This is a genomic window from Leptothoe sp. EHU-05/26/07-4 (assembly GCF_043421015.1).
In the GTDB taxonomy this organism is placed as follows: Bacteria; Cyanobacteriota; Cyanobacteriia; order Phormidesmidales; family Phormidesmidaceae; genus Leptothoe; species Leptothoe turfae.
Map to the genome: position 1 here is coordinate 257,653 of NZ_JAXSQV010000002.1, position 26,024 is coordinate 283,676.

Genomic DNA, 26,024 nt, shown 5'->3' on the forward strand with positions numbered 1-26,024 from the left:
GCTTAGCATACACAAGTGGGATTTGACTAACCAAGCTGATTGACTAATCTCCCTTCATGCTCGCTATCTTCGCGATACCCTTCCCCATCCCTCGTCATGCCTCTAATCAAGATCCGCCTCTTTGGTGAAATGGCAGACAAGTTCTGCTCAGAGTTCACCGCTGAGATCCGCACTGTCCGAGATGCGATCGCAGCGCTTGAGATTAATTTTGCAGGATTTCGTGAGTACCTCTTAGCCTCTGATTCCCTTGGCATCGATTTCCATGTGCTTATTGGAGAGAGCTGGGAACTCTGCAAGCCAGATGAGGTATTTCTGCCGGTGCCACAGCAACGAGAAATCTGCATTACCCCGGTGGTCAGAGGGAGCGGTCGGGTGGGGAAGATTATTGCGGGAGTGGCCCTGATCGGGCTAGGGATTGCAGGGGTCGGGTTTCTAGGGTTGAGCGCATTCCAGGTGGGGCTCCTGGGGGCAACGTTACTGGTTGGCGGGTTGTTTGGTGGGCAAACCGATGCCCCAGACCCTGAGGAGAATGAGGCTAAGAGTTATATCTTCAATGGGCCGACGAATACGGTAACGGTGGGGAATAGGGTGCCACTGGTTTTTGGGACGGTGTTGACGGGAAGTCAGGTGATCTCTGCGAGTATTCGAAGTTACCAGATTGCGGGATAGAAGTTAACTGACTTGATTTAGCGATAAGTGAAAAAGAGGAGGCAATCACTGTGCAAGATTTGTTGCGGCAAAGAGCTGAAGAAATCGCACCATCACCCTGAAAGTGTCCTGATAAATCTTAGGGTTGAACTCAGATAATCGGTTCCCTGCAACATTGAGCACCGAAATCTCGTTCTTCTTCAGCCAAACCAGCATATCGTGTGCAGTAGACGGATTAATGATTAAGGGTTTTCCTAATCGTCTAGCAGTACCACAGGTAAGTTTGCCTCCGGGACTTCCCTCGTAGCCAAACCAGACAGTGCCATCAGAGTCCTCAACATTGGCTTTGGTTCGAGCCGGATAACCAGGAGTAGGGTGTTCTTTAAGCCCAAAGAGAGTGAGGGAGCGATCAGCGATGTTCTGGCCGCTATACGTTTGAGTGAGGTAGCCTTTAGCGGCCCATCCTCCTGTGGGAAAGCAACAATAGGCTGCTGCGTCCAGTCCTGCTCGATCGGCACCTGTTTGTCCGCCACTGATGATGGTGAAAGAGCGAGAGATATCTTTCATAATTTCACTATTTTACGGAGTTCGTCAGGTCCTGGAGACCCTTAATGAAAGCCAGGCGTCTCAGTTAAATCGCTTCGGCACCGCTATCTTGGGCACTAACCCAAGGTCTCCAGCGTACGCCCAACATACTGGGGGTTTCGCCATGGCTTTCATAGTCACGGTTCCCCTGGATAGGCTCAGTCGCACGTAACCGCTATCTCCCCAGCCTTCACAGCGCTGGAAGGTGTAAATAGCGCTACTTATATTGATGCCTAGACAGACTTGGTCGAAGTCGGGTTCAGATTCTTGAGTATTGTTCCAGAAAGGTTTGGTTGGTGAAAACATGAGAATAGCGACTGAATTTGTAAGTTCAGTATACATTTTAGATTACGAATAAACTCATCGTCAAACTCTCTCTCCATTACCCAATCGCCCCCCACTGAATCTTCTCCGCCTCTGGCAACACCATCCACCAGCCCCGATCTCTGTGCCGCGTCACCTTCTCCGCTCCGGCAGCTACCAAATACTTGGAAAAACCAATCGCCTTTAACGGGGTTTTATGTCCCTCATCCCCGCACCAGCCCCGGTAATCGCTATAAAAATCCTTAAAATACCCCTCCCTCTCCTCCACTGAACTCCCCTCAACCCATTCAAATAACCAAGCCATGGCTGTGTTATTGGAGATAATCCATTCCTGATGAGTGTCCAGGGCAACTTTAGAACTCTTAAAATTCTCAATATTCTTAAATGCAGCTTCCAGGCTTAGTTCCTGCACCCAGTTGTAGATGCCGGGGAGTTCCTTAGCGAGCTGGTCCACCAGGGTTCGATCGGCCTCCCCTTTCCGTGGGGAGATCTTGAGGATCATGGCCCTCCGACTGAATCCCTCTCCATCACCATTACTCACGCTAGGGCTCTTATTGGCAGCCGCCCAGAGCACGGTGTTCAAGGGAGTGGAATGTTCGTTTTGCCAAAGTCGCTTCACATCGACCGGCTCATTTGAGATGACCTTATTCAAAATGGCGAGGGTCGACTCGTCCAAATGGCCCTTATAGTCCAAATCGATGGACACATATTTATCCAGGAGTTTGGCCAGTTTTTTCTCAGGCTCCTGGGTGCTTAAGCTTTTAATCGTAAAGGTGGCACAACCTTCATCAAAGCCCACGAGTGCTTGGAGCACATAAAGTAAGGTTCCTTTTCCTGAGCCGGGTGGACCTAGCAGAATCGGCCACACATCAAATCCATATTTTTTGCCTTTCTCCTTAGGCTCCAAACTCCATCTGAATAGTGATCGGATAGTCCAGAAGAGTGTGCCCTTTCCTCCGCACATTCCTTCGAGGAATTTCTTAAACTTCGGACAGTCAGCATGAGGATCGTAATCGAACCCGAGTCTCCGAGTGAGGAGGTGCTCCCGAGAGTGGCTAATGAAAAAGGTGTTAGCAAAGCCACTCGATGAGCCCTCAGGTTCCTTCACTAAAACCCCATTCCTGAAGCCTATATATTTAGGATGATTAAATTGGTCGAATTCAATAGCCAGTTCTTCCCTGGCCAGGTCGAAATTCTCTTGCTTAAGGGTGGCTCTGCGATTCTGCCAGTTATTTACTCGACAGACCGTATCTGGCAATAGGCTCCAAGCTCCTTTACTAATGGGTTCCCAGATTCCCTTGTCCTCGTCATACTTCATTCCCCCGTGGTCAGGGACGTAGCGGACATCAGCTCCCAAGGTGTATTTGACCATGAGTCCGCGATAATGGGTGGCTGAGATCTTATCCAACCCACCTTTCACAGGAGTGTAGGGACCGAGCAACTCACCAGTGTAGTGGGATGTGATCTTGAGCTCACCCTTTTCTAGCTTCACGGATTGAAGGGGTAACGCTTTAGCAGTGAGATCCTGTAGGCCTATGGTCTTGAACTTCACAAGGAAGTCATCCAACCCCAACTTTTCCCCATCTAGCGCAGTCGGGAGTAACAGAAACTTGACCTTTCTGTTCAGCAGTTCGGCAAAATGGTACTGAGGGAGTTTAGAGCCTTGAATCTTCCGGTCGTCCCACTCTCGAATCAAGCACTTGCCGAATCTCTGAGCGGCCTGAACCACCATCGGGTTATGAGCAGCATCACTATCGAATACAATGATGATTCGTCGCGGCACACTCCAATCAAAGTCGTAGAGTTCTTGAAGGAGCTGATCCGAACCTTCACCGCCTTCCCCATTCTTCTTTCTCATCCACCCCCAGACGCCTCCCAGGCCAAGAGTAGGGAACCCGTGAAGCGTGCCACACAGCGCTTTAGCTTCTCCCTCGGTTCCCAGTAGGTCCTTCCCTTTTAGATCACTAGGAATCTGGTGCCCCATGGTGGGAGTGTCGAGCCAGTTGAAGCCTCTCACCCGTGGCCAATAGGGAAGGACTCGGCTCCTGGGTGGGCTGGCGAATTTTTGTTTCCCGTCAGGCACATCTAGCCTAGCCCGGTAGAATGGATTTACCTCGCCCGTTGAGGGATGCTTCCAAGTGTAAAGCTTCCTTCCGTAGGGGTCAAAGTAGGAAAACACGAGACAAGAATCCGGCCTACCAACGAGTGCCTGGGCCAACTCCCCACTGGCAGAGAAGATCCCTGCATAGCATGCACTCTCCAGTCCTATACCCCGATCAGCCAGATATTGTTGATGCTGGGGCTTGATGTCCCATTGCTGAGGGAGACGGGTATCGAGCGCTGCGATCGACTCCCAGGTTTCTTGCAAGTAGTTATTTTCCAAGGTATTGGGATAAGGGTGAGAGTGACGGGGAGGAGACGAAGGATGGCTGTCTACTGCGTTTGTAGAGATTTGCATAGACATCAGGAGGAAGGGTAAGGGGGTGGAGGATGAGGAGCAAGGTGACGGAAAGGTTAATAGAAGTTGCGCTCCCGATATAATGAATATAAGCATTGTAAGCCTAGTTGACAAGACAGCTTACAAATTGCTAACTTAAGAATGCGGAGATGAGGTGGGCTTTTCAACTGTTCCTTGCTCCATCTCCGCGCTTTTCAGAATACGCCGCATTTGCGGAAAGAATATCGTTTCACCCACTTAGACACCTAACCTAATCTATTATGCCTTTTGGAAAACCTAGCTCCAATGGAGCAACCGCGACTCCTGTCGTTCCCTCTGTCAATCAAGCTGCAATGAATTCAGCTGTTGCAGATGCCGGTCCGGTCCCCGTCCCAGTGGTAGAGGCACAAGTAGTGACAGATATTGGAACTGATGAAGAAGTTCAGACAGCACCCCAGACTACACCTTCTCAGGCCTCTCAAGCCTCTCAAACTCCCCCACAATCTACAAACGCTAAAGTAGATCTGAAAGCACTCCTTGAAGAACGCACCTTAGAACTCGGGGGCTTCTTCGAGGCAACCGAACAGTTGGATGACACTGACCTTTTCCAGACGCCAGACCAGCAAGCAGCCTTCCAAGCGTTCACCCAGGCCATCGGGGTGCCCGAGTACGACATCAGCAGTGCTAAAACCTTTCAGTACGTGGTGACCTCAACCGGGAGTCGTTTCCTCAAAGGCCCCCAAGTGCAAGCTTATGGCGACCCTGAGACTGCCCAGACCTGTTGCGTCGTATGGGACTATCAAAAGACGGTTGGTGAAGGGAAAGATGCCAAAGAGGTCACTGACCAGCATGTACTCCCCTTGCCTGCAGATGCCAATGTGAATTCTATCCAATGGCGGATTTCTCCACCTCAAGGTGATAACCCTTATTGTGAAATCCTGTTCGAGGTTAAGAAGTTTAAGTTCCCCTTCCCATTACGGGTAGACACTGCTGTGTGGAAGAAGGGACAGGACCTTATGAATGCCCTTCTTGAAGTAGAGAACTTTGCGGACCTGGCTAAGTTCCTGCTGGATGGTTCACCGGTTGCTCGTTGGACAGAAGGGTATCCTGATGAGCTCCTCGTCTCTAAGGCCTCTAAGCTTCAACGTGGCGATGGTAGCGAATTCCTCGTGTGCTCAGCCATTGATGTGAATCAGAAGCCCTACCGGATCTGATTTAAATGATCTGCAGCTTCTGGAGGCACCGAAAGCGCTCCCTGCCATGGTTCGCAAAGAGGAGGGTGAAAGTCAGCTGACCATCGTCCCTGAGGATTCCTCAGTTGAGAGTTTCAAATGTGCTCTTGGCGGGAATATCTCTAAGCTACTGGAGCTTCCACTCAAGACCATGTTCTACGTGAGTGCAGTGGAGTTGCTCGAAGGCAAGGATCGGTTAAGCGTTGTCCTCACTGTGGAAGATGCCAATGGCCCGATCGGGTCATTCTGGAGTAATAAGAAGTTGGGGGATCTTATCCTTAGCATGAAGGATAAGGGGGAAGATATCTCACAAGTGTCTGCCTTTATCAAAGTGAATGAGCACAAGCAAACAAGAGAAGGTACGAAATTCCCTGACCTTCAGTACTGGCTCGTGAGTAGCTTCACCAATCCAGTCGCGCTCAAGCATATGAAGCGTAGCGGTGTCCAATTCCCGGCCCCTCTATTGCAAAAGGCGATCGCAACCTTGCCTGCGGGCGCGGTGAATGATGCGATCGCGGGAGAGCTGACCGAAGCATAGGTGAGCCCCCGCTAGAGAAGAACTCTCCCTTCCTAATTCCCTCTCTAGCTCCCTCTGTAAAGATGCGAGGACTCCAAGAACTCTCGCATCTTTACAGAGGGAGTTTCGTCGTTTATAGACCTATATCTATATAGGGTTTGCTGAAAAACTGAATAGAAATCTCAGGGGTTATCCAATAGCCCAGACAGGGTCATTAGTCCCTTTCCCAGAGGCAAGGATTTTCAGCCAGTCCTTGCTTAACGTTTCTGTAAAGGGACACACATTCGCCTGATAGCTGCGTAGTAAGCGCATCAAGACTAGCAAAAACAAGACAATAAAACGGCGTAGCCGTTTCTCCAAGTTCATCACCAAACAGGTGATGGCAATCATGGTTTCGGCGGTTTGGGCGAGTTTGGCCATCACCCGTCCGAGTCCAAATCGTCGTTTACCCTGGCCAAACTTACCTTCGACAGCGACCCGAATACTCTCATCGTCTCGGGCTTGTTGTCGGAGGAGCGCTTGTTGAGCCTCATCAAGAGACGGTCGACCTAAAGGCGGTCCACTCAGACGGATGCCATGCTGTTTACACCACTTCAAATTATCCCGTGTTCGATAAATCTGGTCGGCATGGACTGAATCTGGATAGTGTCCGGTTCGAGCTCGAAACCGTTCTATCTGAGTCATCAAGTGTGTGGATTCATTGAAGTTATCCCAACTGAGATGGTCGAGGAACACATAGCCTGCCACACAGCTGATATCGAATTTAGCCCCAAATTCGACGGGTGTGCCCGCTTTACCCCGCACAATCGGACGCACATGGGGCTGTGAAATACTCACAATGCGATCATCAATCCGGCGCTGCTTGCGGTCGTACATGTGCTGTTGTTGCCGATAGACGTCATGAATCACCAACAGCGTCTTGTACTCCCGTGGATTCAACGCCGCAAGCGTCGCTCCTGCCTCGATTAACTGGTCAATGTGGCCCAGGTTTCGACGCATATAGTTGAGCTGTTGGCGCAGTCCCTTACGAATCAATTTGCGGGGCTTTTTGCGCCGTTTCACAATCCTGAGAAAGTCTCTGCGAGCGATATGACGATACGTTCGCGGCTTTTTAGGAAGACATTCCGCAACCTGTTGATACAACTCATCGATAAGACGTTCACTCTGTTCCCTGGCCTCGTTGAGCAAATCCAGGTCGGTTGGATAGCGAATATCGGCAGGCGCACAACTGGCATCCACAATCAACTGACCCTGATTGCCAATCGATGGCGGCGGGTTGGGTGGGTCTGAGTCATCATCATCGCTCTCGGATGAAGGCTCCTCAGGTGGGGGAGAGACTTGGGGGCATGGAGGCAGGCCTGCTTGAACCACCGACTCATTGACCGTTGACACTAGGTCGACACTGATTCGTTTGCGAAAATGGACCAGCATTGACGCATCAAAGGGGGGCGTGTCGCTGTACTCATGAAGCCCTAGAAAATATTGCAGATATGGGTTCTCCCGTATCTGGTCAATCGTCTCTCGGTCGCTAACTCCCAATTTCTCTTTGATAATCAAGGCCCCCAACGCCATCCGAAATCCTTTCGCTGGTGCTCCCATATCCTCACTAAACTGGCTAGCGTAGATCGATTCAAACTCATCCCATGGGATCATCCCAGCTAGTTTGACCCAACGATTCTTTTCCGATAACTTGCCCCCAAACGGCAAATAAAAATCGTGGAACGATAGCTGACCGGGCGAAGGTTGTCGGTACATTTCCCGAAGTAGGTGCAAGGGTTTTGAGCATTTTAGCTATTTTCCCGTGCACTTAAGCACGTCGCAATAGATTGAAACCCTTGCAGAATATGGGTGCCTGACTTTAACAGCAAACCCTATATAACAAAAAAAATATATAGACATGTCTGAGAAAACCCATAAGACAAATCAATAAAAATACTTGTTCTTTACTAAATATCTTTAAAGAACTCTTTGGAAATCCAAATAAAAGTCAAATCCTTTATGAAACCTAAGTATTTACCGATAACAAGTTTTGGCTTGCAGGTATTAAATTTGACACATTGGCTTAGATAAACCAATAGGTTTTGCAGATATCAATAGACGACTATAAGGGAACGAACATATGCTTCAGGACAAACAGCATGCAAAGCTATTACTTATAGCAGCAAGTTCGATACTTACAACTTTTGGCCTATTTAATACATCCGTAGAAGCTGCAACTTATAAATTAGATTTCGATTCCATTACTATTGATGACGTCGTTCAAGAAGGTTCAATTTACTCCGCTAGCGAAGGCAGAGATATTGACGACGAGTGGGCTAACTGGGGAATCAATATCTCTGGTATTAATTACCGAGGCAACGGACAATATGATAATAGTGACCCCAACGCTACGCTAAGGCTATACGATACCCGCACACGCGATGGGAAAGACCATGACTTAGAGACAGGAGCTGACTACGGCACAAAAGACCAGGGTAATGCACTAATCATTCAAAAGCATAGCGAAAGAGATAGTTCTAGCCCTAATGATGACGCCAATGGAGGTGAAGTCTTAATAGATTTCACCGACGAGAGTGGTGTTGGGAAGCAAATTAACTTTCAACAGTTTACGTTGTTAGATGTTGAACTTGAAGAGGATGGAAACAAAGGCATCAATGTTTTTGGATACAATAAGCAAGGAAGTAAAATTTTAGATATTGATGTTGATGCTCTGGTAAGCGGCTTCTACAACAAGTATGATGGCGAGTACAACGCGGATAACCTTAGCAAAACTAATAAGACCCCTGACGGTGTTGTCTACAACCCTGGTGATCAAGAGCCTAGCTTTAGCTTAAACGGCGTTACCTTGTATCAAGAAGGGCAACAACTTGGCAATAACACTGTCTTTCGCTTTGAAATTGACGAAAATAATGAAACGGCTCAGAGTTTGAGTCAAATTAAGTTTCAGTATGCAGACGTAAGTGGAGCTATCTCAGGTGTTAAATGGAGTGATACTGATTCACCAGAATCTCCAGAATCTGTGCCTGAATCTTCTATGCTTCTAGGTCTAGTTATGCTGGGAGCCTTTGGTGTTTATAGGCAGCGTCTACGTCAAGTTTCAGTGGTAGAGGTGAAGTAGCTTTTGGAGCACAAGTTGTGATGTATGGCAGCAAGGGGGCATTAGATAAAACGAATTTATTTTGAAGTTGCCCCGATTGATAGCTAGGCTGGAAGCAACATGATTCCCTACAGGGAATCATGTTGCTAAATATGTAATAGTTAAGACTTTATCTGACACATCCTGTAAACTCACACTGAATCAGGAGTGTCACAATGAATACTCAAGACAAGATCGTAAAGAATCGCTTAGGCATCTTAAATCTAGCCAAAACCCTCGGCAACGTCTCCAAGGCATGCAAAGTGATGGGCGTATCGCGAGACTCGTTCTATCGCTATAAAGAACTCTACGAGACCGGTGGAGAAGCGGCTCTACGCGACATTGACCGTAAAAAGCCCTGCGTCAAGAACCGAGTCGACCCAGAGGTAGAAGCCGCCGTCGTTGCGTTTGCCACAGACCAACCGGCCTACGGCCAGGTGCGTGTCTCGAATGAACTCAAGAAACAAGGCCTCTTTGTCTCTCCAGGCGGTGTTCGCTCAATCTGGTTACGTCATGACCTTCAAACGTTTAAGCTGCGGCTCAAAGCACTGGAAGCGAAAGCAGCTCAAGACAACCTGATCCTCTCACCGAAGCGCAGGTCAAAGCCCTCGAAAAGGCGAAGGAACAAAAGGAAGCCCATGGGTAAATAGAAACCCATCATCCGGGGTATCTCGGCTCTCAAGACACCTTCTATGTGGGGCACATCAAAGGCATCGGACGGATTTATCAGCAAACCTTCATTGATACCTACACTCGGGTGGCTCAGGTGAAGCTGTATGACCGTAAGAATGCGCTGGTGGCCGCTGATACGCTCAATGACCGAGTGATCCCATTCTATGAGGAACAGAGCATTCCATTACTGAGGATTTTGACCGACCGAGGCACCGACTATTGTGGGAATGTAGAACACCATGAATATCAGCTCTACCTGGCGATTGAAGACATTGACCATACCCGAACAAAAGCGAGATCACCCCAAACCAATGGGATTTGTGAACGCTTTCATCGCACGATTTTGGAGGAGTTTTATCAAATTGCGTTTCGTAAAAAGGTGTATCAAAGTCTTGAAGACCTACAAAACGATGTGGATGAATGGATAGAGTATTACAATTGGGAAAGGCCTCATTCAGGGCGATATTGTTACGGCAAGACACCGATACAAACCTTTCTCGATAGTGCGCATTTAGCGAAAGAGAAACAATTAGATCAACACGGAGAATAGAGTGTAAAAAATCAAACACAATCTGACACATCTCTAAGTGTCAGATAACTCCCTTCTGTCAGATGAAGTTTGATCTATTACACATTAATTTAAAACAAAAGGCTCACCACCGTGCAAAGTAGAAAGCCTTCCGCCGTTTATTATCACCCTCTAAGGAAGGATGAGATTTCTTACTAACGATTATAACCTCAAAATCTCGCCGGTCAATCTTAATTCCAATTTGCACATCTCTACTCAAAGATGTTGAGTACAATAACCGGGCGACCATTCCTCAGTTCTCCGATTCCTACAGTAACCTCATCTGTATCAAAGTAGTCTTTTGCTTCTTTAGCGCTCACACTGAATAGAATAGGTGTATCGTCTGAAACAGGGTCTTCTAGTTCAGACTTTCCTAGAGTCTGAAGAATTTGTAAAAGTTCTCTTTTAGTCATCATGCTTTAGGAGCCACTAGTAAATGAATATAAATCACCATCGTGCTCGTATCTAACACTGAAAATCTCCAGAAACCTGGAACCCGGCTTTAACTCATACTCAATATATGTGATCACCTTATCTGTTAAATGCCTATCAATGTACTCAGAAAAACTGTTTCCAGCATATAGGGTGTCAAACTGTATTTTAGTTGCGTTGAATTCTAGACTTACCTCTGAAAGTGGTTCACCGCATGTATGGGAAATATTGCATCCTGTCAGTCTAGCTCCTGGGCTAAAATGATGCACCAGTTTAGTACTCTTTGCTTCTAGCATTACTAGTCTTTCCAATCAGTTTTGTTCGGCAGTCTCAAACGGAAATCAGGACCTAACTTTCTACAATACCAATCATCATTACTATCTTCCAGCTGTTCAGGGTCTACCTTGAAATAGATTTTCCCGCCTTCAACAGCCGCTACAACCTCAGCATAGTCTTCTGGATCGGGTAAATTGTGTTCAGATACCAAAGTTACCGGTCGACCCAAATGAATAGCTAAGTACGCTGATATCTGGTCCTGTCGAGTATTTTCTATTTGATTTGTGTACAGATAGAATCGATTGGGCTCACCAGAGGATTGGCCTGCCCAAAGATAAGTTTTGGTGCTAGACCCGACAAGGTAGAAACAAGTGCTCATGATGTAAACTTAAAATCCCCATCTACGAAGTTGAAAGCCCACTCTTGCCATCCTTTTTCTAAGATTTGCTCACGCCTTTCCTCATTGAACGTACCCCACTCAGATTCTGTATACCCAAGCTCTTCGGGCACCCAAAGTTCGCCTTTTACCTCGCTGCCAACCTTGCCTGTGGTAATGGTAAATTCGTACATACCCGCAGGGTATCGATCTAGTTTTGACATAGAAGGGAATACGGATTCAAATTCTAGAGAGTCTGAAAGTATTTCAACTCCTGTTTCGGCGCTCCACTCCGCTTCAATTACCCAGTGTGGTTGAATACCCCACTGGGTAATATCCCAACTCTTTACTTCGACCTCCGTATGGACGAACATGTCTTCATTATCATCCACCAAAAACCAAAAAAGGCTGGCATTAAGATAGTGTGTTTCTTCTGCATTTAGCAGTACGTAACCTTTTACGTTATTTTTCACTTCATCCGCACTCCATTTCGTCTAAACACTCTTCCAGGTCAGTACCTTCGATGTGCGCATAAGCAATTACTGCTAAGTTCCAACAACCAATTTCCTGAGGATGTGTGGCTTCATAGAATTTATAGCCTTCTGGTACCCGGCACCCCATGGAAGCGTAAAACAATTTTGCTAAGTAGTTACCCTCTGCAACAACCTCTTCAGACGTTTTATATTCTTCAAACTCTGATTCTTCATAAGGCATGATTTTTTCCTCCTCCCCTTTCTTCTTCCTCTTCTCGTCTGCCCAGTACTAAAGCAGTCTTCCAAACAGGGTCTCCTAAAGCTGTCCCCAGGATCGCTGAAGGTAAGGACTCTAAGCAATCAATCACACTATCGCCTAGTATAGTAATCGCACTGCCATTAGGAACATCGTGCTCAATACGGGCGCTGACGACAGGGTTTTCATCTGATTTCGGGGTAATAGCCAGGTTTGTTTCTATGTAGAAAGTTACTTTCAGATTTTCAAGTGCCATCGAATTCCTCCTCCCTTCTAAGCTGCAATCACAATCTGTTGCATAGCCCGGCTTGCAGCCGTATAGCACGTCCTCACATAATCCCAATTCTCATTGGAATACCTGGCCCCCATCCTGGGGAACACGGTGGCAGCATCGATCACAACGATGTCCACTTGGTCCCCCTGCATACTGTGAACAGTCCTAGCATACGAATAACGGATATCATCAACGAAGTTCAACAGGCGATAGTAGTTCTGCTGCACCTCTCGTTTGATATTGGCATAGACATCGGCACCGACCGCTGAGCCATCCTTGAACTTGAACCAGCTCTTAAGATCGTACATCTCCCAAACGAGCTTGGCATACTCACCATTCTGACCACGGGCTGTGGTTTTCTTCTGACCTCGGCTATAAAAGCTGCTCATAAGCTTCTTGAGATGGTCGAGGTCTGCCAGATACTGCTCTCGTTGATTCGGATTGAGGAGGATCAAGCACTGATCGCTCTTAGGGTTATCCTCAGGATCATCGAACTCGTAACGCCAGAACTCTCGTTGATAGGTGGTGCCGGTTGGAGCCTCCCACTCAAAATGCTGGGGCTCAAGTCGCACTTGGAAATCCGAGTATCGCACCGCATCCAGTTCGGTTGCTGCCCACTCGCCCACTTCAATCGGACGTACCAGATCTACCAGAGTGGAGGTGTGGGAAAGCGGTTTCCCCTTCTTAGCATTGGCGAACGGTCCTGTGGATTGGAGCCCGCCTCTGCGAACAGGCCTACGGGTGAGCAGGCGATCGCCAGGCCGGAAATCAAACTCAGGTCCATAGAGCTTCTTACGAATGAACCGATTAATGGACTCGACCTTTTCGTTTGTGGCGGCAATAAATACCACGTCCTCCCCATTGGCCAAGAGATCTGCCCCGCCCCACATCGCATCTCGATAGCTCAGCTCCATTACTTCGGTTTGGTCCTCCTTAAGAAAGGGGTGATGAAGTTGAGCTAGTTCGAACTTATTCTTGCACTCACGAATACTAAGGGCGTATTGGCGCACTCGACCGCTATTTCGGTGAACTTTAGTGAAATTCCCCAGATATGGGTCAATCTCAAAGGTCTTGGAGATTTTCTCCCCAATGGGCGGCAGCTGGAAATCATCCCCCATGAATAGGATCTTGGCATCCGGTCGGATCTGGTCTTTCTCGAATAGGTTCACCAGATGGTAGAAGATATCTTGCGGGACCATGGAGCACTCATCCACCAAGACAAGCTGGGTATCACCAAAATCACACCCCTCCTTTACTTGACGAAATACCAGATCCTGATTGGCAGCAGCCTCCTTCCGAAACTGGTACTGGGATATCATGCGGATGATATCTGTAGTGCGATTTTCCTCCTTGATTGTGAGGAGTTCTTCAAGGTCTTTCTGGTCCTCAGTGGTAAAGCGCTCCTCTTGAGGAATGAGTTTCAGTGCCCCGTGAAGTGTATTGAACCAGACTTTCTCATCCAGCCAAATGGGAGGCTCTGGTGCGTATTCCCAGAATTTATCAGCGGACTTTCTAAGCTGTTTGCGAGCTGTATGTGTAGGCCCAAGCCCTGCGATCGCACCTTGGAGAATACGTTGTTTAATGGCCAGGTGGCATGAGTGCCAAATGGTAGCGGTTTTACCTGAACCACCAACTCCCTGAAGAACGCCGAAGCGGTCAGCGAAAGGGTCGGCCAGCCATTTGAGGAAGGTATCTTGGAAGGTTTGTTGGTCCGGGTCGAGGGTAAAGGTGCTTGATGTGAGGGAAGAGGGAGGTGAAGCGGTTGCAGTGGTGGTCATGGTCAGTAAGGAAGGAGAGTGGAAAGTGAGATGTAGTGACGCGATACGAGGCGGTGTTAAATAGGGCTATTCAAGGTCCTTAAGGAAGTTTTCTATTTTTGTTGGCAAACAATCTGGTTCTGAAGCCAATTGACAGAGATTTACAATAGCCCTAGCGCACTGGATGTCGATTTTTTCTGAATCTCCCATCTCCATAGCGGTGCGAATTTTTTCTAACCGGCTTTGTAGAGCTATCAACAATCGGGAAGGAGTGGGGATATTTTCGTAATTTCTTGCAGCAACGGCATTTTCTGATTCTTTCACACATTTGTGAGTAGCTGATGTCACCATTTCCTGGAGAGTCATACTGGAAATAGTATTTGTTCGAGTTATAGGTTTATCTGCGAAAGGCATGATTAGGGGTAATAAAGGATTAGATCAGAGTGAAATGGAAGGAAACAGCGTGACGCGGTGTGAAGCTAAGGCTCAAAACCCAGCTCCAAAGGATGTTTGCGAAGCTTCTCAAAACTTGTAAACTCCCTTAATCTCGCCGCAAATTTACCCAGTTCTCGTAGCCGAGTGTTTCTCCCTGGGATATTTACATCCTCTGGCTCAAATACATAGGGGCGGGAGAGTAAGACCAGGTCTATAATCGTTTCGAGAACAGCCTGTACTTCTGTATCCGTCAGACTATCTTTTAAATCTTCACTTAGTTTGACGCCACTTTCCCAGTCTAAAAAATAAACACCCTTACATTGGTTTACTGCGAAAGAAATCTCGCTCCAAGTGCTCGACCCGATATAGCCACCAGGGTTAATGACAAAGATGGATTCAGATAAGTAAATCTTGTGTTTATGAATCTCATCAAGCATAGACTTCATATTTGATGGCAAAGGCTCTACTTCCTGGTGGGGAAAGTGCCCAACACTAAAAACGGTGTTACCCGCCAGGGTGAGATAGCGGTTGGCTAGCTCGAAGTAACCTTTGAACTTCGTACTCCCGCAAAGGGTGATTATTCTGTGGTTCGGGAGTGGTGGAGCCGGATGAGACGGAGGATAGGAAACAGGGGATTGTGTGGAAGGGAAAGGCATAGCGAGGTGGGATGTGTAAGTTCAGTTAACACCTAGTTTGACACACCACTCACAAAAATGTAAACTGAGCTTACAATAAAACTTACACAGGGCGTCTACGAGCTTATACCTCCCGCTTTGTCATTCCCATCCTCATCATGATTACTTCTGCACCACCCAATGATGTCCATGAAACCAACGAAATCTGGATTCCTAGAGATGCCTCTAATGGCGATGCACTAACTACAGAGCCAGTTTCACTCGATGTCGCGGTCGAACTTCAAAAGCACAATCCTCAAGGAGTTCGTTTAGACACTACCAATGGGGGCGGGGCTGGAAGCTGGACATACCCCATGGACGACATGACAGAGGTGGCGCACAAGCTTTTAGCGAACAAGTTGCAACCGTTCGATAAAACCTGGACAAATCTAGACAAAGTTGCCCAAAGCTACCCAGTCTAGTTCTGTCACTTCAAGATCGAACGTGCAGCATAGAGCCGTAATCGCCCTGTAACAAGGTTGGCTACGTTAGGTAACGCCAATACCTGAAAGATGTGAACGCCAGCATCTGAAGGTTATCTCAACCGGATTAAGGAATCAGTTTAATAGCTGCAACGGTGAATCTGGTTTATAGCCGTAGTGTCTAACCGAGATCTAAAAAGCGTCCTAACTTAATCGAGGCAAACCTAACTTAATTGGATTGGCTGAAGAAGCCTAATTACCCACCTAGAAAAATGTCAAACTTTGCATTTCTCACAGACCAAAACAAATCTCAAATGATGCCCGTGCATCCAAAGCAAGCCCGAAAGCTATTAGAAGCGGGCAAAGCTTCCGTGTTTCGTCGCTATCCTTTCACATTAATTCTTAAGCGTGAAGTCCAAGATATTATCGTTCACCCGCTCACCCTCAAGATTGATCCAGGTTCTAAAGTTACTGGTTTTGCATTGGTAACAGACCGTGGCGAAGTTGTTTGGAGAATGCAGTTAGAACATAGAGGTTTTCAAATTTCAGAGCGTCTTACACATCGCGCCCAAATGCGTCGACATCGTCGCTCTAACCTTCGCTACCGCAAGCCAGGACTACCTAACCAAAAGAAGCCTAAAGGCTGGTTGGCACCGTCACTTATGCACCGCGTTCAAACGACTGAGACTTGGGTGAAGCGGGTCTGTAAGTTCTGCCTAGTCAAAGAAATTTGGATCGAGCGAGTCAAGTTTGACACGCAGTTGATGCAGAATCCTGAAGTCTCAGGCGTGGATTACCAGCAGGGCACCTTGCAGGGCTACACCGTTAGGGAATACCTGTTAGAGAAGTGGGGCAGACAGTGCGCTTACTGCGGGAAAACCGATACAGCGCTTGAGATTGAGCATATTCATCCTAAGTCTAAAGGTGGATCTAATCGAGTCTCTAACCTGACTTTGGCCTGCAATCGCTGCAACCAGTCCAAAGGTAATCGAGACGTTGAGGATTTTCTGAAGCGTCGCAAAGGTGGGACTGCAATCCTTGAGCGTGTTCTGAAGAAAGCTAAACAACCTCTTAGAGACACAGCAGCGGTTAATGCTACTCGGTTCAATATTTGCGATACCTTAACCGCTCACAAGCCTGTTGAGACGTTTGCAGGTGCCCAGACCAAGATGAACCGGATCGCTTTGGGGATGCCTAAGAAAGACCCGAAAAATGATCCGCTGAACAACCACTGTATTGACGCTGCTTGCATTGGCGAAACTCCAGTTCTGGAGCTGGCTTCAACTAAGCCACTTCTGGTTAAGTGCGTTGGGTTTGGCGGTCGTCAGCGTTGCCAAACAGACAAATACGGTTACCCGGTGAAGCATCGTCCATTAAGACCAATTCACGGCTATCAGTCAGGCGACATCGTGACCGTGAACAATCCCAAAGGAAAGAACCAAGGCTTACACACTGGAAAGCTTTATCCCTACTCAGGCGCTGATAAGCGAGGTGAAATCATTATCGGTAAGCGTCGCATGGGCGTCTCGCTCAAGAACATTATCAAAGTCAATCACCGCAAGGATGGTTACACCTACGCCTAAATATCTACCCAATCGTGGGAGATCTGACCAGATATGTCCAGAAATAAGCGAACAGTTACTTACCCCTTATGATCACCACTCTTATGCAAGCTCTAGACGCTCGCCCATCCACTGAAACCGAATTCAAATTTCCTGAAATCTCTCCGGTGAAGAAGGATGCACCTTTTTCACCAGATCTCACTCCGAAGCTTCAGTACTTTCCTCTCGAAGATTATCCCACTCTCAAGGATTGGGTAGAGGCAATTGCACTAGCTCAATGGGACGCGATCGAGGAAGAGATTATCGCGTTTATCAACGACGAAGACCGTTGGCCCCTTTATAAACGCCCAACTGAAGACAAAGATCCTGCCCATCATTACCCATCAGACGCTGAAATTCCCTACCAAACTGGCTGGTATCACTTCACCCAAGAAGGTTGGGTCGCCTGCGCACCTGATGATATCCCCCACTTCATAGTCGCTGATACAGAATCTTGCCGACAGACCGAATCATCCCCCTACCGTCCCTTTCTCTTTGGAGGTCTCACCCGTCATGGATGGTACATGTGGCATTGCAATGACAATGAGCTGCCTAATGTCGTGCCTTTTCCCGCTGGCCGTATCGTTGTTGGGCACAACTTTTCCGATTATGATTCTCGCTTCCTTAGCTGCGAGCAAACCCTCGAAAATGGGCGACGAACAACGATTTTAGACACACTCTCGATGCTCACTCGCTACCAAGGGCTAAGCAATCAGCAAACTGGTCGCTACAAGGCTGCGCATGCTTCTGCTACGCAAGGTAGACCTGCTGATCCCTGGTACGCCCATGCCTGTGAAGGTGGCCTCGACCACGCAGTTGAAAAGCTTTTGGGCATCAAGATCGATAAGGGCACTCGTAAAGCCATGGAGAACAATCTATGGATGCAGCTTTACGACGTGGAGCCACCTCAGAGCATCTTCGAGTACTGGGCTCAAGATGTTCTCTACACTGCCAAACTGTTTAAGAAACTCTATTTGGAGTTGAGATATAACTTCCTCCCTAGTACTACCACTTGGGTAGGCATGGCTGAGATGGCCGGGTGCCGAGTGTGGTTGAAAGACTGGGAAGGGTTCTTGGCGGATAGCGATGAAAAATGGAAGGGCTGTAAGGATTACTTGGCTGGAGTGGTTAAGGAGCGAGCGGACCTACTTCTAGCGATGGAGGATGGGCCGAAGCTATTACCGCAATATAAAACTGCTGTTTGTTATGAGGTGCTTTCAGGAACCAACTGGCGAGGGCCTGACGGTGCAGATATTCAGATCCAAGAACTCCCTGATGATGAGTTCAACATCTCCATATTCCCGATGGACAAGGAGCGCTCCTTCGTGTTCCGCCCTGGCCCAGATGGAAAAACCTACTCCTTCGGAATGGAACCTGAGCCATCTGAAGGCTACTTGAAAAAAGAACGAGCTCTTCACCAGTCCCTCAAACGTGTCGCCACCGACCCTGCCTGCCTCCCATTAGAACAAGGCGATCTCATCACTAAGCTTGCCGCGCTGTTCCCCGATTTCAAGCCCTCCCTCAATAAAAGTGGTTGCTTCGACTGGACACCCGCCCGCTCCGGCACCCACAAGGGCCAACCCAAATGGTATAAAGACCTCGCGTCCAAGGGCTCTAAGAAAAACCCAAAAAACCCCTTCTCCATTGGTACCCAGATCGCAGTTTATCTTCTAGAAATCTGCTGGGACGATGAGCCAATCCGATATCGAAAGATCGGCAACAAGGGTGGTTGGGTGGACCATAGGGGAGTCCCCCTTCCTCATCCAACAGGTGGGGAAAATCTGGGTACCCCCTTCTGTAAAGACTACTTGGCCTATGCTACTGCCGGAAAGCTCACGAGCAAAGTGATCAGCCAGGAGGAGCTAATCGAGATCTATCGGAATATCCTGTTGAGTGGTCAATGGACTCAATTTCGCTCTCGCTACCGCGATGTCTACACCCATGAAAGCGAGTTCGAGGGGCTTAAGTTTGTGAAGCCTGCGATCAATCCCGCAGGCACAGTTACGGGGAGAGCAAAGTCTGGGGTCTGGGTGGTGACGCCCAATGAGAAGGAAATCTTTGATGGAAGCATTAAGATTGGCTCAGACATCCAGAACTGTGTGGTTGCTCCTCCTGGCTACAAGGTGGTTGGGGCAGACTTCACGAGTCAAGAAAGTTGGCTGGCTACCTTGCTTACCGATGCTCAGGCCGGGAAGATCGCAAGTAACCCGTGGTGCCAAAGTGTCCTTTACGGGAGTAAAGAAGACCTTACTGACATCCATAACATAACTGCAAAGGCCTTAGATATAAAACGTAAGCCAGCCAAAAACTGTGGATTCGCAAAACAGTATGGCTGCGGGGTTCAGAAACTCGTCATCATGCTTATGCTCGCAGGTATACCGTTTGAAATAGCGGAGCATAAGGCCCAACAGTTTGTAACATTCCTCCAGGGTCCAGAGGGCATCGCCCGCACTATGTTCGGCACCCTCCGCGAACTATCCCAGGTCCCTGCCATCCGAACAGCTATTCTGGGGTGTCGAGTGCCAGAATCGCTCGATCACACTTACTGCGGTCGGAATTTTGTCACTACTCGACAAAACTGGCTTATCCAGAGTGCGGGGGTCGATTGTATCCATACCTTGCTCAGCATCCTAAACACCTTCTTGATCGAGTACGAGGTAGACGCGATCCTCCTCCTCCACCGGCACGATGCAGTCTACTTCGCTGTGAAGGAAGGCCAAGAGGAGCTATTCACTCGCTGTCTCCAACAGGCCCACTACCTTACCAAGCAGCTAGCCTATGAACAGGCAGTAGAGCAGGCGAATCAACTCAACAAAGCCAAAGGACACACGGTATTTATCCCGACTCCGCCACTGGAGTGCCCAGACTCTCAAAAGTGGTTCGACGAGGTGAAGGTGGTAGATTGCGTGGGAGCAGCAGGGTGATGCGCGTCTGTAAAAAAGGTGGGAGCAGCAGGGTGATGCGCGTCTGTAAAAAAGTTCGAAACAAGCTTGTCCCGCTATCTCAAGCTCTCAAAGCCAACAGGGTGCCCAACCGGAAAACTCTTACTCGAAACGATGTTCCCATCCTTCGCATCCTTTTCGGCCATCACATTGTCTACTTTGGGGCAACTCACACCTATCGAATGTTTCGAGATGGCAAGAAGCTGGGGGACTACCAAGGTTCAACAGAGGTGGTCGCCAGGAAAATTGTTGGAGATATTCGTTTCTACGCCAAAGGTGGAAGTGCTATCTTCCCCCCGAACTTCTATCGAAATGAAGCTTTTTATTAAAAATCAGGAGCAAGAAAATGTCTGAACCCCTCTCAGAAATCACAATAGAATTCCGAGCATCTTTATCCGTTGAACTCTCAGAAAGCTTTAATTATGAGGAAGTCTTGAGCTTCGCCAAAGAAGATTACTTCGATTATGACGAGGCAGAATGTTTTGACGACCTCACACCCGAAGACCAGTTGGCAGTTCTCAGAATTTGGCTGCAGTACAAAATGACTCCTGGTGTTCGCCATCGAGACTACTCAGGTAAAAATCCAATGATCTGTGTTATTGACACCCCGCCCGGTATCGACTGGCATAGTTTTGAGGTTTATGAGATTGATTTAGATGATCAACCAGAGTTTGGTGCGTTGGAGGTGTCATCATGAAGCTAGTAATCATCGACACCTCTTGCATCCTTCACCAAATCTCTCACCTTCTCGTCACCTTTGGAGACAATCATGAATCCATTTACGAGTACGCTTATCTAGCTCTCCAATGGATAGACACTCTGGCCTTTTGCCCTCAGTGGTCCGCCCAACGCTATGATTTCAAAGTCCTCTGGGCGTGCGATCGCAAGCCCTATTGGCGCTCAGATTTTGAACCCGAATATAAAGGACATCGAGGCCCCCCTCCGTTTGCACTCGAATACGTAAAAAGGGCATTTGAGGACCTTCGTCGAGAAGGCAAACTCATCGCGATGTCCCTTGTAGGCCAAGAAGCTGACGATGTGGCAGCCTCGGTCATTCGTCTACGCAATCAGCTCCCCTTCGACCAGTATTTCCTCTTCACTGTGGATAGCGATTGGCAGGGACTAATCGTAGACACTCGAATCACATGGTGTGATACCGTGGGGCACGAGCCCCGAGTGCGAACTCGCCACGAAGCTTATTCATGGCTTATGAGTAAGCATAAAAAGCAAAGTGTGCGCGATCAGCTGCTCTGGCCGCTACCTGAACAAGAGGAGTTTGTCCCAGAGGATATCTGGAATTGGAAAAGTGCGGTCGGGGACGCTGCGGATAATCTTCCAGCTGGGACTCCCCCCTATTTAATTAATCTTTTCCACCCGCCCCATGAATACGATCCTGTAGTCCGCCATCGGGAAAGCATCATGGCCACAATCTCACGACTCAGTAGGCACACCCCTACTCCTCCTACCGATCTAGAGGTGACTCTCCACTGCTACGGAGTCGGGTTACCGCTGTCTGTGCTGAGCCTCAGTCCAGGGCAAGTGACCAGAAGACCTGGTAGCAGTAATCAAAACCATCACCAACCACTCCCGGCTGCTGCCGTTTCAAAGGAGCTTATGGTAAACTGAAGCGTAAGCTAAGATTACTCACTCATAAGGCATGCCCACTCACCCGTGCCTTCGTCACACTAACCGACCAAACCGTGAAAAACACTACCGAGATCGATAACACCGCTGCCACAATGCTTAGCGCGCCCAAGCCGCCGAAGATAAATGAAGCGCTCCAAATGTACATCGAAGGCATGGGGCTATCTCAAGCTGCTTTCGGGCGGAAAATTGGGGCAGAGCGAGCCACTGTCAACGGGTGGCTGCGGCAAGGGAAGCGACCTTCCGCTAAACTATTCCTTGAAATTGCTGATCGGCTGGATGAAGACCCACAGGAGTTAAATGAAAAACTCGGGTTCAATCTGGATCTGCAGGAGGCTCAAACTGAACGGGCTCTTTTACAAAGATTAGAGGAAGAAGTAGCTTCACTGAGCGTTCGTGTAGACCAGCTTAGTGAAGCCATTCCAGCTTTTCCGTCTACAGCCGTTTAGCCGTTATCTCTTTATTCGCCACAGTGAAACTTCCGCAAGACTCTACTATTGCGGAAGTTTCACTGTGGCATGCAATCAAAAGTGGTAATCAGGTACACTAAGGTGTTTACAGTTTCCTCCTACTTTCGATTGCATGGCTAAAAATCATAAGCTGCTAGCTTTCATCAACGACCAAAATCTGAACCAGACTTCCTTTGCCAAAGAAGTCGGTGTAGACCGCCAAACAATAATCAGCTGGATTAATTACAAAAAGGCCACATCACTGTCCTCGCTGTATGCGATCGCAACCAGATTCGGTCGAGACCCTTATGAGCTAAATGAAGAACTAGATCTGCGTGTTCAGATTACAGAAGCGGATACAGCACTTCAAAAACTTCAGAAGGAGCTGGCTGATCTAAGAGAGTGGTTTGAGCTACCTGAGCCTTGCGATTTAAAGGATGACAAAGATAAACAAGCAGAAGCTACAGTGAATTTTGTGCTCGGAGCGTTGGAGCGTAAAAGGCTAGCGCCAATAGATGTAGTCAGCAAAACCACCCTTACCACCGCAGACTGGGTCCGGTTTTATAACACAGGGGAGATAGGTGAAGAGGACTTAGAAGACCTTCTGGAATGGCTGGAGTTAAAAATCCCCGGTGAGGGGAAAACTAAAAAGGATGAGAGCAGGATCGCAGAGGCTGACAAAAAACACTAGAGTGTTAGGCGACAGCCTCGCAGATACCGCAAGTACAGTGTATGTCCCAATCCTCATACTTTAGCGACTGTGTACTTAAAGCCCGACAATAATACTTGTTGGCAGTTTTTAATAAAAATACATGTTCCGAAGGTGTGCAACAGACTTCGATGTCTCCACTGTCAATACGCTGCTTTAACCATAGCGGTTGAGCTCTTTTAAACTGCTCGATTAAAATTGCTATGTGAGGTTCAAGAGGTAGCTCACATCCGCCCTCTCCCTTGGCCTCTGTAACGGATGCAGAACTATCACTTCCCTCAACACCGCCGTCTGATTTCATCATCATCTACATCTGTTACCTCTAGGCAGAAAATTTAATCTGTATCTAATCTAATCGGTACTACATATGCACCCTTCCAAAGTATCTTTATCATAATCTTCGTTTGTAATATTGCAAATGAGAATGATTAGTAATCAGGTACAATTGCAATATTTCTTACATTTAATCTACTTAATCAAATATGTATGATCGAAAGCGTAAGAAGATCTTGGGGGAGTATCTTCACGACTTTCTAAGAAACGCAGAACTTTGGCCAGAGGACCTGGCTGACTGGTACGCCGAGCAAGAAGAGAACATGTCCCCGATGCAGCGCTCCAGGGGTCTAACAATCGAGCTTCTTCTTGAATATATGTCCTTACAAACAGGCCTAGACCTCAATAAACCCAGCTATAAAAACCTGCTCGGAAACTGGAGCCGGTGGCACAAAGAACCAGGTCGAGGCGGCGACAATACGGCACTGATGCTAGCATTGGCGACGTGCCGTATTGTCTATATTGATGATTATATTTTCACTTCCTTGGAAGATTTGCTTCGCTGGCTGTTGGCAGAGGACTGAGAAGCTTGATTAAATATCAATCTAAATAACCGTACAGGCAGAGTTTGCACTGCACCAGAGGGGAGTGTAAAACACAACCTCGTAGTCGGAGGCCAATCTTGAACCTTGTGACTCAGGATGAGCAATTGGACTTCAGCATTTTTACGTAGTTGCATGACGAAGACAGGATATGAAAGTTTAACTGTTGTGTTCTTAAATACGTATGTTTTCGTAGTACGCCCTGTAAAAATTAAACTGTAGCCCATGTAGCTACGGATAGACTTTAGTTTGATGGGGAAGCCATGAACTTCTTCATCAAATCCATCAAGGGAATTTGAAGCCCTTCTGCAAACCCTTGCCACTGGTCTGCTGTGAGGGTTGGTACCGTAACGCCTGCGCAATAACTGCGCAGAGTCTTGTACTGGATATTTGCGGCAGAGCAGATATCTTTTTTACGAATCTTTTTGGTGCGAATATGCTGTGTGAGCCAATGGCCCGATGCAGAAGATAGGGGCATAGGTGCAGGAACTCTTCTATGGGAACGATTGAGATAGGGAGCAGAGGATTCAAGTTACTCTAAGGAAATCCTATTGTACCTCAATTACAATTTTTCAAACGAACAGCACTTAGAAAATGTAATCTTGACTTACTAAAAAGATTACACTAGGATTAAAGGGCAAACACAAACCGTGCCTACACGGAGCAGAACCTATGGCCCCAACTCCTCAACTCTCCCTCGTAAGCTCTGAAGCATTAGAGCAGACCATTCGTCCTGATCGTCTACCGCTCTACACAGAGATTCGGCAGCGTATAGACGAGTGTAAAAGCTTGAGTTTCCTCCTGCATTCCAATGAACAAGACCAGCTGGAAGTTGAAAAACAGAAGGCGAAGATCCTCCTTTGCTTCCAGGAGGAGATAAATAACGATAAAACATTATCGAACGACGCAAAGCGTAGAACGGCGCTAACTCAGAAGCTAAATGAGGATGAAGTTTACCAGAATCTTGAACGCCGCTTATCTGCTCTCAAAAACGATGCTTCAATAGCAGGGATTGAACTCCGATATCAACGAGACTTGATTAAGCTCAATCTTGCTTTTGTCGAGCCAGAAGGGGGCCAATCTAAGCCAATCTGAGCGTTTGCTTAGATTACAAGTGGAAATACAAATTTAGCCATCTGGCTTAGAAAAGAAGTCGTGGTCTATGACTTCTTTTCTAAGCTCACCTCTCGCACCCACTGAAATTGTCAATCACCAATGTCACTGTCCGTCTCTGCCCCAATTTCAATTCATCTCACCCCCGACGCGCTCCTACCTAGAGGAACCGGGAGCAAACGAAAGCATATCCCCAAATTGACGGACGTCCTTACTTCCACCACCTTTAACACGGTCGTTGAGCCCTTCGGCCAAGGACTCTGGATAACCCAAGCGCTCCATCAAGGCGAAGAATCTTCGCTTCGTTGCATCATCGCAGCAGAATCCATGGTGGATATGCGTAGCATCTGGATGGCTTGGGCTGCCCCATGGTGGCGACCGGAGATTTTAGCACATTTGCGAGAATGGCAAGCTGTGCCGATCGAGGAGAGTTGGTCTCCCATTAAAAGGACTTGGGAAACGTGCCAGGCTAGAGGAGAAGTTTGCCCGATGGCAGCAGCAGCTGGGCTCGCTGTGAGAATTCTCACATTCTCGGGGATATGTCGCGATACACCTGGAAGTGGGAAGCTAAATATCAAATGGAATAAGAGTCAGCTTAAACGTTGGTTCGGGACTCCTGGCTTGGCGAAGTCAGATAAAAGTTATAGGCCTCCTTACACGCCTAAATGGCCTAAGCCACCACCGACTGATTTTCAGATTTATAGTGACTATGCTCAGGTTGAATACCCAGCTGATACATCCCGTACTCTTTCCCTTATCGATCCACCCTATGCAGGGGATATCTGTAGCCCTCCTCCAACTCGACGATCAGGCCGTTACATCACACCAGCCTATTTTGGGCACAGGCCGCACGCTCAGTTCACCTATGACATGGCGATCTTTTCGGTGAGAAAGGCATTGGCGACAAGGTGTCATACGGTCATCGCTTGCAACTATGACTCCGACCGGCTCCATAGAGATTACTTGGCTCTGGCCAGTGAGTTTGGCTACTCGTGCGATCGCACCGCGCTGGGAGAACTGAAAGGGCTCAACAATAATGCCCGAAAGGTGGAGCGAGCAACTCTGTATCAGGACACTTATTGGGTTTTTACACGGAGAGAGAGTGTGTGTGAAAGCTATGCAGATTGACCTTCCTGACCACCTCGCGTAGCAGAGAATGTCGAACCTGCCCACTCTGTACTCTAAGTGATTTGCTAA

28 protein-coding genes and 1 pseudogene are annotated in these 26,024 nt (G+C 47.9%); 16 read left to right on the forward strand and 13 right to left on the reverse strand.

The features are described 5' to 3' along the window. Positions 1–96 precede the first annotated feature (96 nt). On the forward strand, positions 97–669 hold the full coding sequence (locus tag U2F10_RS03075; protein WP_499870684.1) for a tail assembly protein: 573 nt from the start codon (positions 97–99) through the stop codon (positions 667–669). 45 nt (positions 670–714) lie between these two features. Here the strand turns inward: U2F10_RS03075 and U2F10_RS03080 are convergent, their stop codons facing one another. The 3 genes from U2F10_RS03080 to U2F10_RS03090 are packed head-to-tail and all read right to left on the reverse strand — an operon-like array spanning position 715 to position 4,015. Continuing rightward, entirely contained in the window at positions 715–1,215 is a 501-nt protein-coding gene (locus U2F10_RS03080; protein ID WP_499870685.1) for a YpsA SLOG family protein, read from the reverse strand. 60 nt (positions 1,216–1,275) lie between these two features. After that, entirely contained in the window at positions 1,276–1,575 is a 300-nt protein-coding gene (locus U2F10_RS03085) for a hypothetical protein (protein ID WP_499870687.1), read from the reverse strand. A gap of 40 nt (positions 1,576–1,615) precedes the next feature. Then, on the reverse strand, positions 1,616–4,015 hold the full coding sequence (locus U2F10_RS03090; protein WP_499870689.1) for a DUF3854 domain-containing protein: 2,400 nt from the start codon (positions 4,013–4,015) through the stop codon (positions 1,616–1,618). A 260-nt stretch (positions 4,016–4,275) separates the two neighbouring features. Between U2F10_RS03090 and U2F10_RS03095 the strand changes: the two genes are divergently transcribed. Both U2F10_RS03095 and U2F10_RS03100 read left to right on the forward strand, forming a co-directional pair. After that, entirely contained in the window at positions 4,276–5,208 is a 933-nt protein-coding gene (locus tag U2F10_RS03095) for a hypothetical protein (protein ID WP_499870690.1), read from the forward strand. Positions 5,209–5,254: 46 nt separating this feature from the next. After that, entirely contained in the window at positions 5,255–5,764 is a 510-nt protein-coding gene (locus tag U2F10_RS03100) for a hypothetical protein (protein ID WP_499870692.1), read from the forward strand. 168 nt (positions 5,765–5,932) lie between these two features. On the opposite strand, the gene U2F10_RS03105 is transcribed toward U2F10_RS03100, so the two are convergent. Beyond that, positions 5,933–7,498 (reverse strand): IS5 family transposase, encoded by a 1,566-nt coding sequence (locus U2F10_RS03105; RefSeq protein WP_499870694.1) that lies wholly within the window; start codon positions 7,496–7,498, stop codon positions 5,933–5,935. 364 nt (positions 7,499–7,862) lie between these two features. Here U2F10_RS03105 and U2F10_RS03110 point away from each other — a divergent pair, with 364 nt between their 5' ends. Together U2F10_RS03110 and U2F10_RS03115 are read left to right on the forward strand one after the other, a co-directional pair. Then, positions 7,863–8,861, forward strand: a complete 999-nt coding sequence (locus tag U2F10_RS03110; protein ID WP_499870696.1) for a hypothetical protein — start codon at positions 7,863–7,865, stop codon at positions 8,859–8,861. A 194-nt stretch (positions 8,862–9,055) separates the two neighbouring features. Further along, a pseudogene (locus tag U2F10_RS03115) lies at positions 9,056–10,101 on the forward strand (IS481 family transposase). Between the two features lie 230 nt (positions 10,102–10,331). Here the strand turns inward: U2F10_RS03115 and U2F10_RS03120 are convergent. From U2F10_RS03120 to U2F10_RS03155, 8 genes are all read right to left on the reverse strand, one after another. Beyond that, entirely contained in the window at positions 10,332–10,535 is a 204-nt protein-coding gene (locus U2F10_RS03120) for a hypothetical protein (protein ID WP_499870697.1), read from the reverse strand. Positions 10,536–10,849: 314 nt separating this feature from the next. Continuing rightward, on the reverse strand, positions 10,850–11,206 hold the full coding sequence (locus U2F10_RS03125) for a hypothetical protein (RefSeq protein WP_499870699.1): 357 nt from the start codon (positions 11,204–11,206) through the stop codon (positions 10,850–10,852). Continuing rightward, entirely contained in the window at positions 11,203–11,676 is a 474-nt protein-coding gene (locus U2F10_RS03130) for a DUF7167 family protein (protein ID WP_499870701.1), read from the reverse strand. Before U2F10_RS03130 ends, U2F10_RS03125 begins: the two co-directional genes overlap by 4 nt. Before the next feature lies 1 nt (position 11,677). Next, positions 11,678–11,917, reverse strand: a complete 240-nt coding sequence (locus U2F10_RS03135) for a hypothetical protein (RefSeq protein WP_499870702.1) — start codon at positions 11,915–11,917, stop codon at positions 11,678–11,680. Continuing rightward, positions 11,907–12,188, reverse strand: a complete 282-nt coding sequence (locus tag U2F10_RS03140; protein WP_499870704.1) for a hypothetical protein — start codon at positions 12,186–12,188, stop codon at positions 11,907–11,909. Before U2F10_RS03140 ends, U2F10_RS03135 begins: the two co-directional genes overlap by 11 nt. Positions 12,189–12,205: 17 nt before the next feature. Continuing rightward, the gene (locus U2F10_RS03145; RefSeq protein WP_499870705.1) at positions 12,206–13,984 is read right to left on the reverse strand and encodes an AAA family ATPase; all 1,779 of its coding nucleotides are present in this window, start codon (positions 13,982–13,984) and stop codon (positions 12,206–12,208) included. 66 nt (positions 13,985–14,050) lie between these two features. Next, complete coding sequence (locus U2F10_RS03150; RefSeq protein ID WP_499870707.1) at positions 14,051–14,377, reverse strand: hypothetical protein; 327 nt, start codon at positions 14,375–14,377, stop codon at positions 14,051–14,053. Positions 14,378–14,442: 65 nt separating this feature from the next. Beyond that, positions 14,443–15,054, reverse strand: a complete 612-nt coding sequence (locus U2F10_RS03155; RefSeq protein WP_499870709.1) for a hypothetical protein — start codon at positions 15,052–15,054, stop codon at positions 14,443–14,445. Between the two features lie 137 nt (positions 15,055–15,191). Between U2F10_RS03155 and U2F10_RS03160 the strand changes: the two genes are divergently transcribed. The 9 genes from U2F10_RS03160 (at position 15,192) to U2F10_RS03200 (ending at position 23,696) form a co-directional block, all read left to right on the forward strand. Next, entirely contained in the window at positions 15,192–15,494 is a 303-nt protein-coding gene (locus U2F10_RS03160; protein ID WP_499870710.1) for a hypothetical protein, read from the forward strand. Positions 15,495–15,766: 272 nt separating this feature from the next. Next, a complete protein-coding gene (gene iscB, locus U2F10_RS03165; RefSeq protein ID WP_499870712.1) occupies positions 15,767–17,077 on the forward strand; it encodes an RNA-guided endonuclease IscB in 1,311 nt (436 codons plus the stop codon). A 68-nt stretch (positions 17,078–17,145) separates the two neighbouring features. Next, positions 17,146–20,019: a DNA polymerase gene (locus tag U2F10_RS03170; protein ID WP_499870713.1), complete on the forward strand. Its 2,874-nt coding sequence runs from the start codon at positions 17,146–17,148 to the stop codon at positions 20,017–20,019. Next, a complete protein-coding gene (locus U2F10_RS03175; RefSeq protein ID WP_499870714.1) occupies positions 20,016–20,366 on the forward strand; it encodes a hypothetical protein in 351 nt (116 codons plus the stop codon). The genes U2F10_RS03170 and U2F10_RS03175 overlap by 4 nt, the downstream gene beginning before the upstream one ends. A 17-nt stretch (positions 20,367–20,383) precedes the next feature. Beyond that, on the forward strand, positions 20,384–20,734 hold the full coding sequence (locus U2F10_RS03180) for a hypothetical protein (protein WP_499870716.1): 351 nt from the start codon (positions 20,384–20,386) through the stop codon (positions 20,732–20,734). Continuing rightward, positions 20,731–21,663 (forward strand): PIN domain-containing protein, encoded by a 933-nt coding sequence (locus U2F10_RS03185; RefSeq protein ID WP_499870717.1) that lies wholly within the window; start codon positions 20,731–20,733, stop codon positions 21,661–21,663. Before U2F10_RS03180 ends, U2F10_RS03185 begins: the two co-directional genes overlap by 4 nt. Positions 21,664–21,737: 74 nt before the next feature. Beyond that, positions 21,738–22,130 carry a helix-turn-helix transcriptional regulator gene (locus U2F10_RS03190; RefSeq protein WP_499870719.1) on the forward strand — a complete coding sequence of 131 codons (393 nt, stop codon included), beginning with the start codon at positions 21,738–21,740 and terminating at the stop codon, positions 22,128–22,130. Positions 22,131–22,263: 133 nt separating this feature from the next. Further along, complete coding sequence (locus U2F10_RS03195) at positions 22,264–22,821, forward strand: helix-turn-helix transcriptional regulator (protein WP_499870720.1); 558 nt, start codon at positions 22,264–22,266, stop codon at positions 22,819–22,821. A 500-nt stretch (positions 22,822–23,321) separates the two neighbouring features. Beyond that, the gene (locus tag U2F10_RS03200) at positions 23,322–23,696 is read left to right on the forward strand and encodes a hypothetical protein (RefSeq protein WP_499870722.1); all 375 of its coding nucleotides are present in this window, start codon (positions 23,322–23,324) and stop codon (positions 23,694–23,696) included. Positions 23,697–23,958: 262 nt separating this feature from the next. Here U2F10_RS03200 and U2F10_RS03205 read toward each other — a convergent pair whose 3' ends face one another. Then, positions 23,959–24,192, reverse strand: coding sequence for a hypothetical protein (locus U2F10_RS03205; RefSeq protein ID WP_499870724.1), 234 nt, complete (start codon positions 24,190–24,192; stop codon positions 23,959–23,961). Positions 24,193–24,386: 194 nt separating this feature from the next. On the opposite strand from U2F10_RS03205, the gene U2F10_RS03210 reads away from it, so the two are divergent. Continuing rightward, entirely contained in the window at positions 24,387–24,809 is a 423-nt protein-coding gene (locus U2F10_RS03210; RefSeq protein WP_499870726.1) for a hypothetical protein, read from the forward strand. A gap of 120 nt (positions 24,810–24,929) precedes the next feature. Then, positions 24,930–25,955, forward strand: coding sequence for a hypothetical protein (locus U2F10_RS03215; RefSeq protein WP_499870728.1), 1,026 nt, complete (start codon positions 24,930–24,932; stop codon positions 25,953–25,955). Positions 25,956–26,024: the final 69 nt, after the last annotated feature.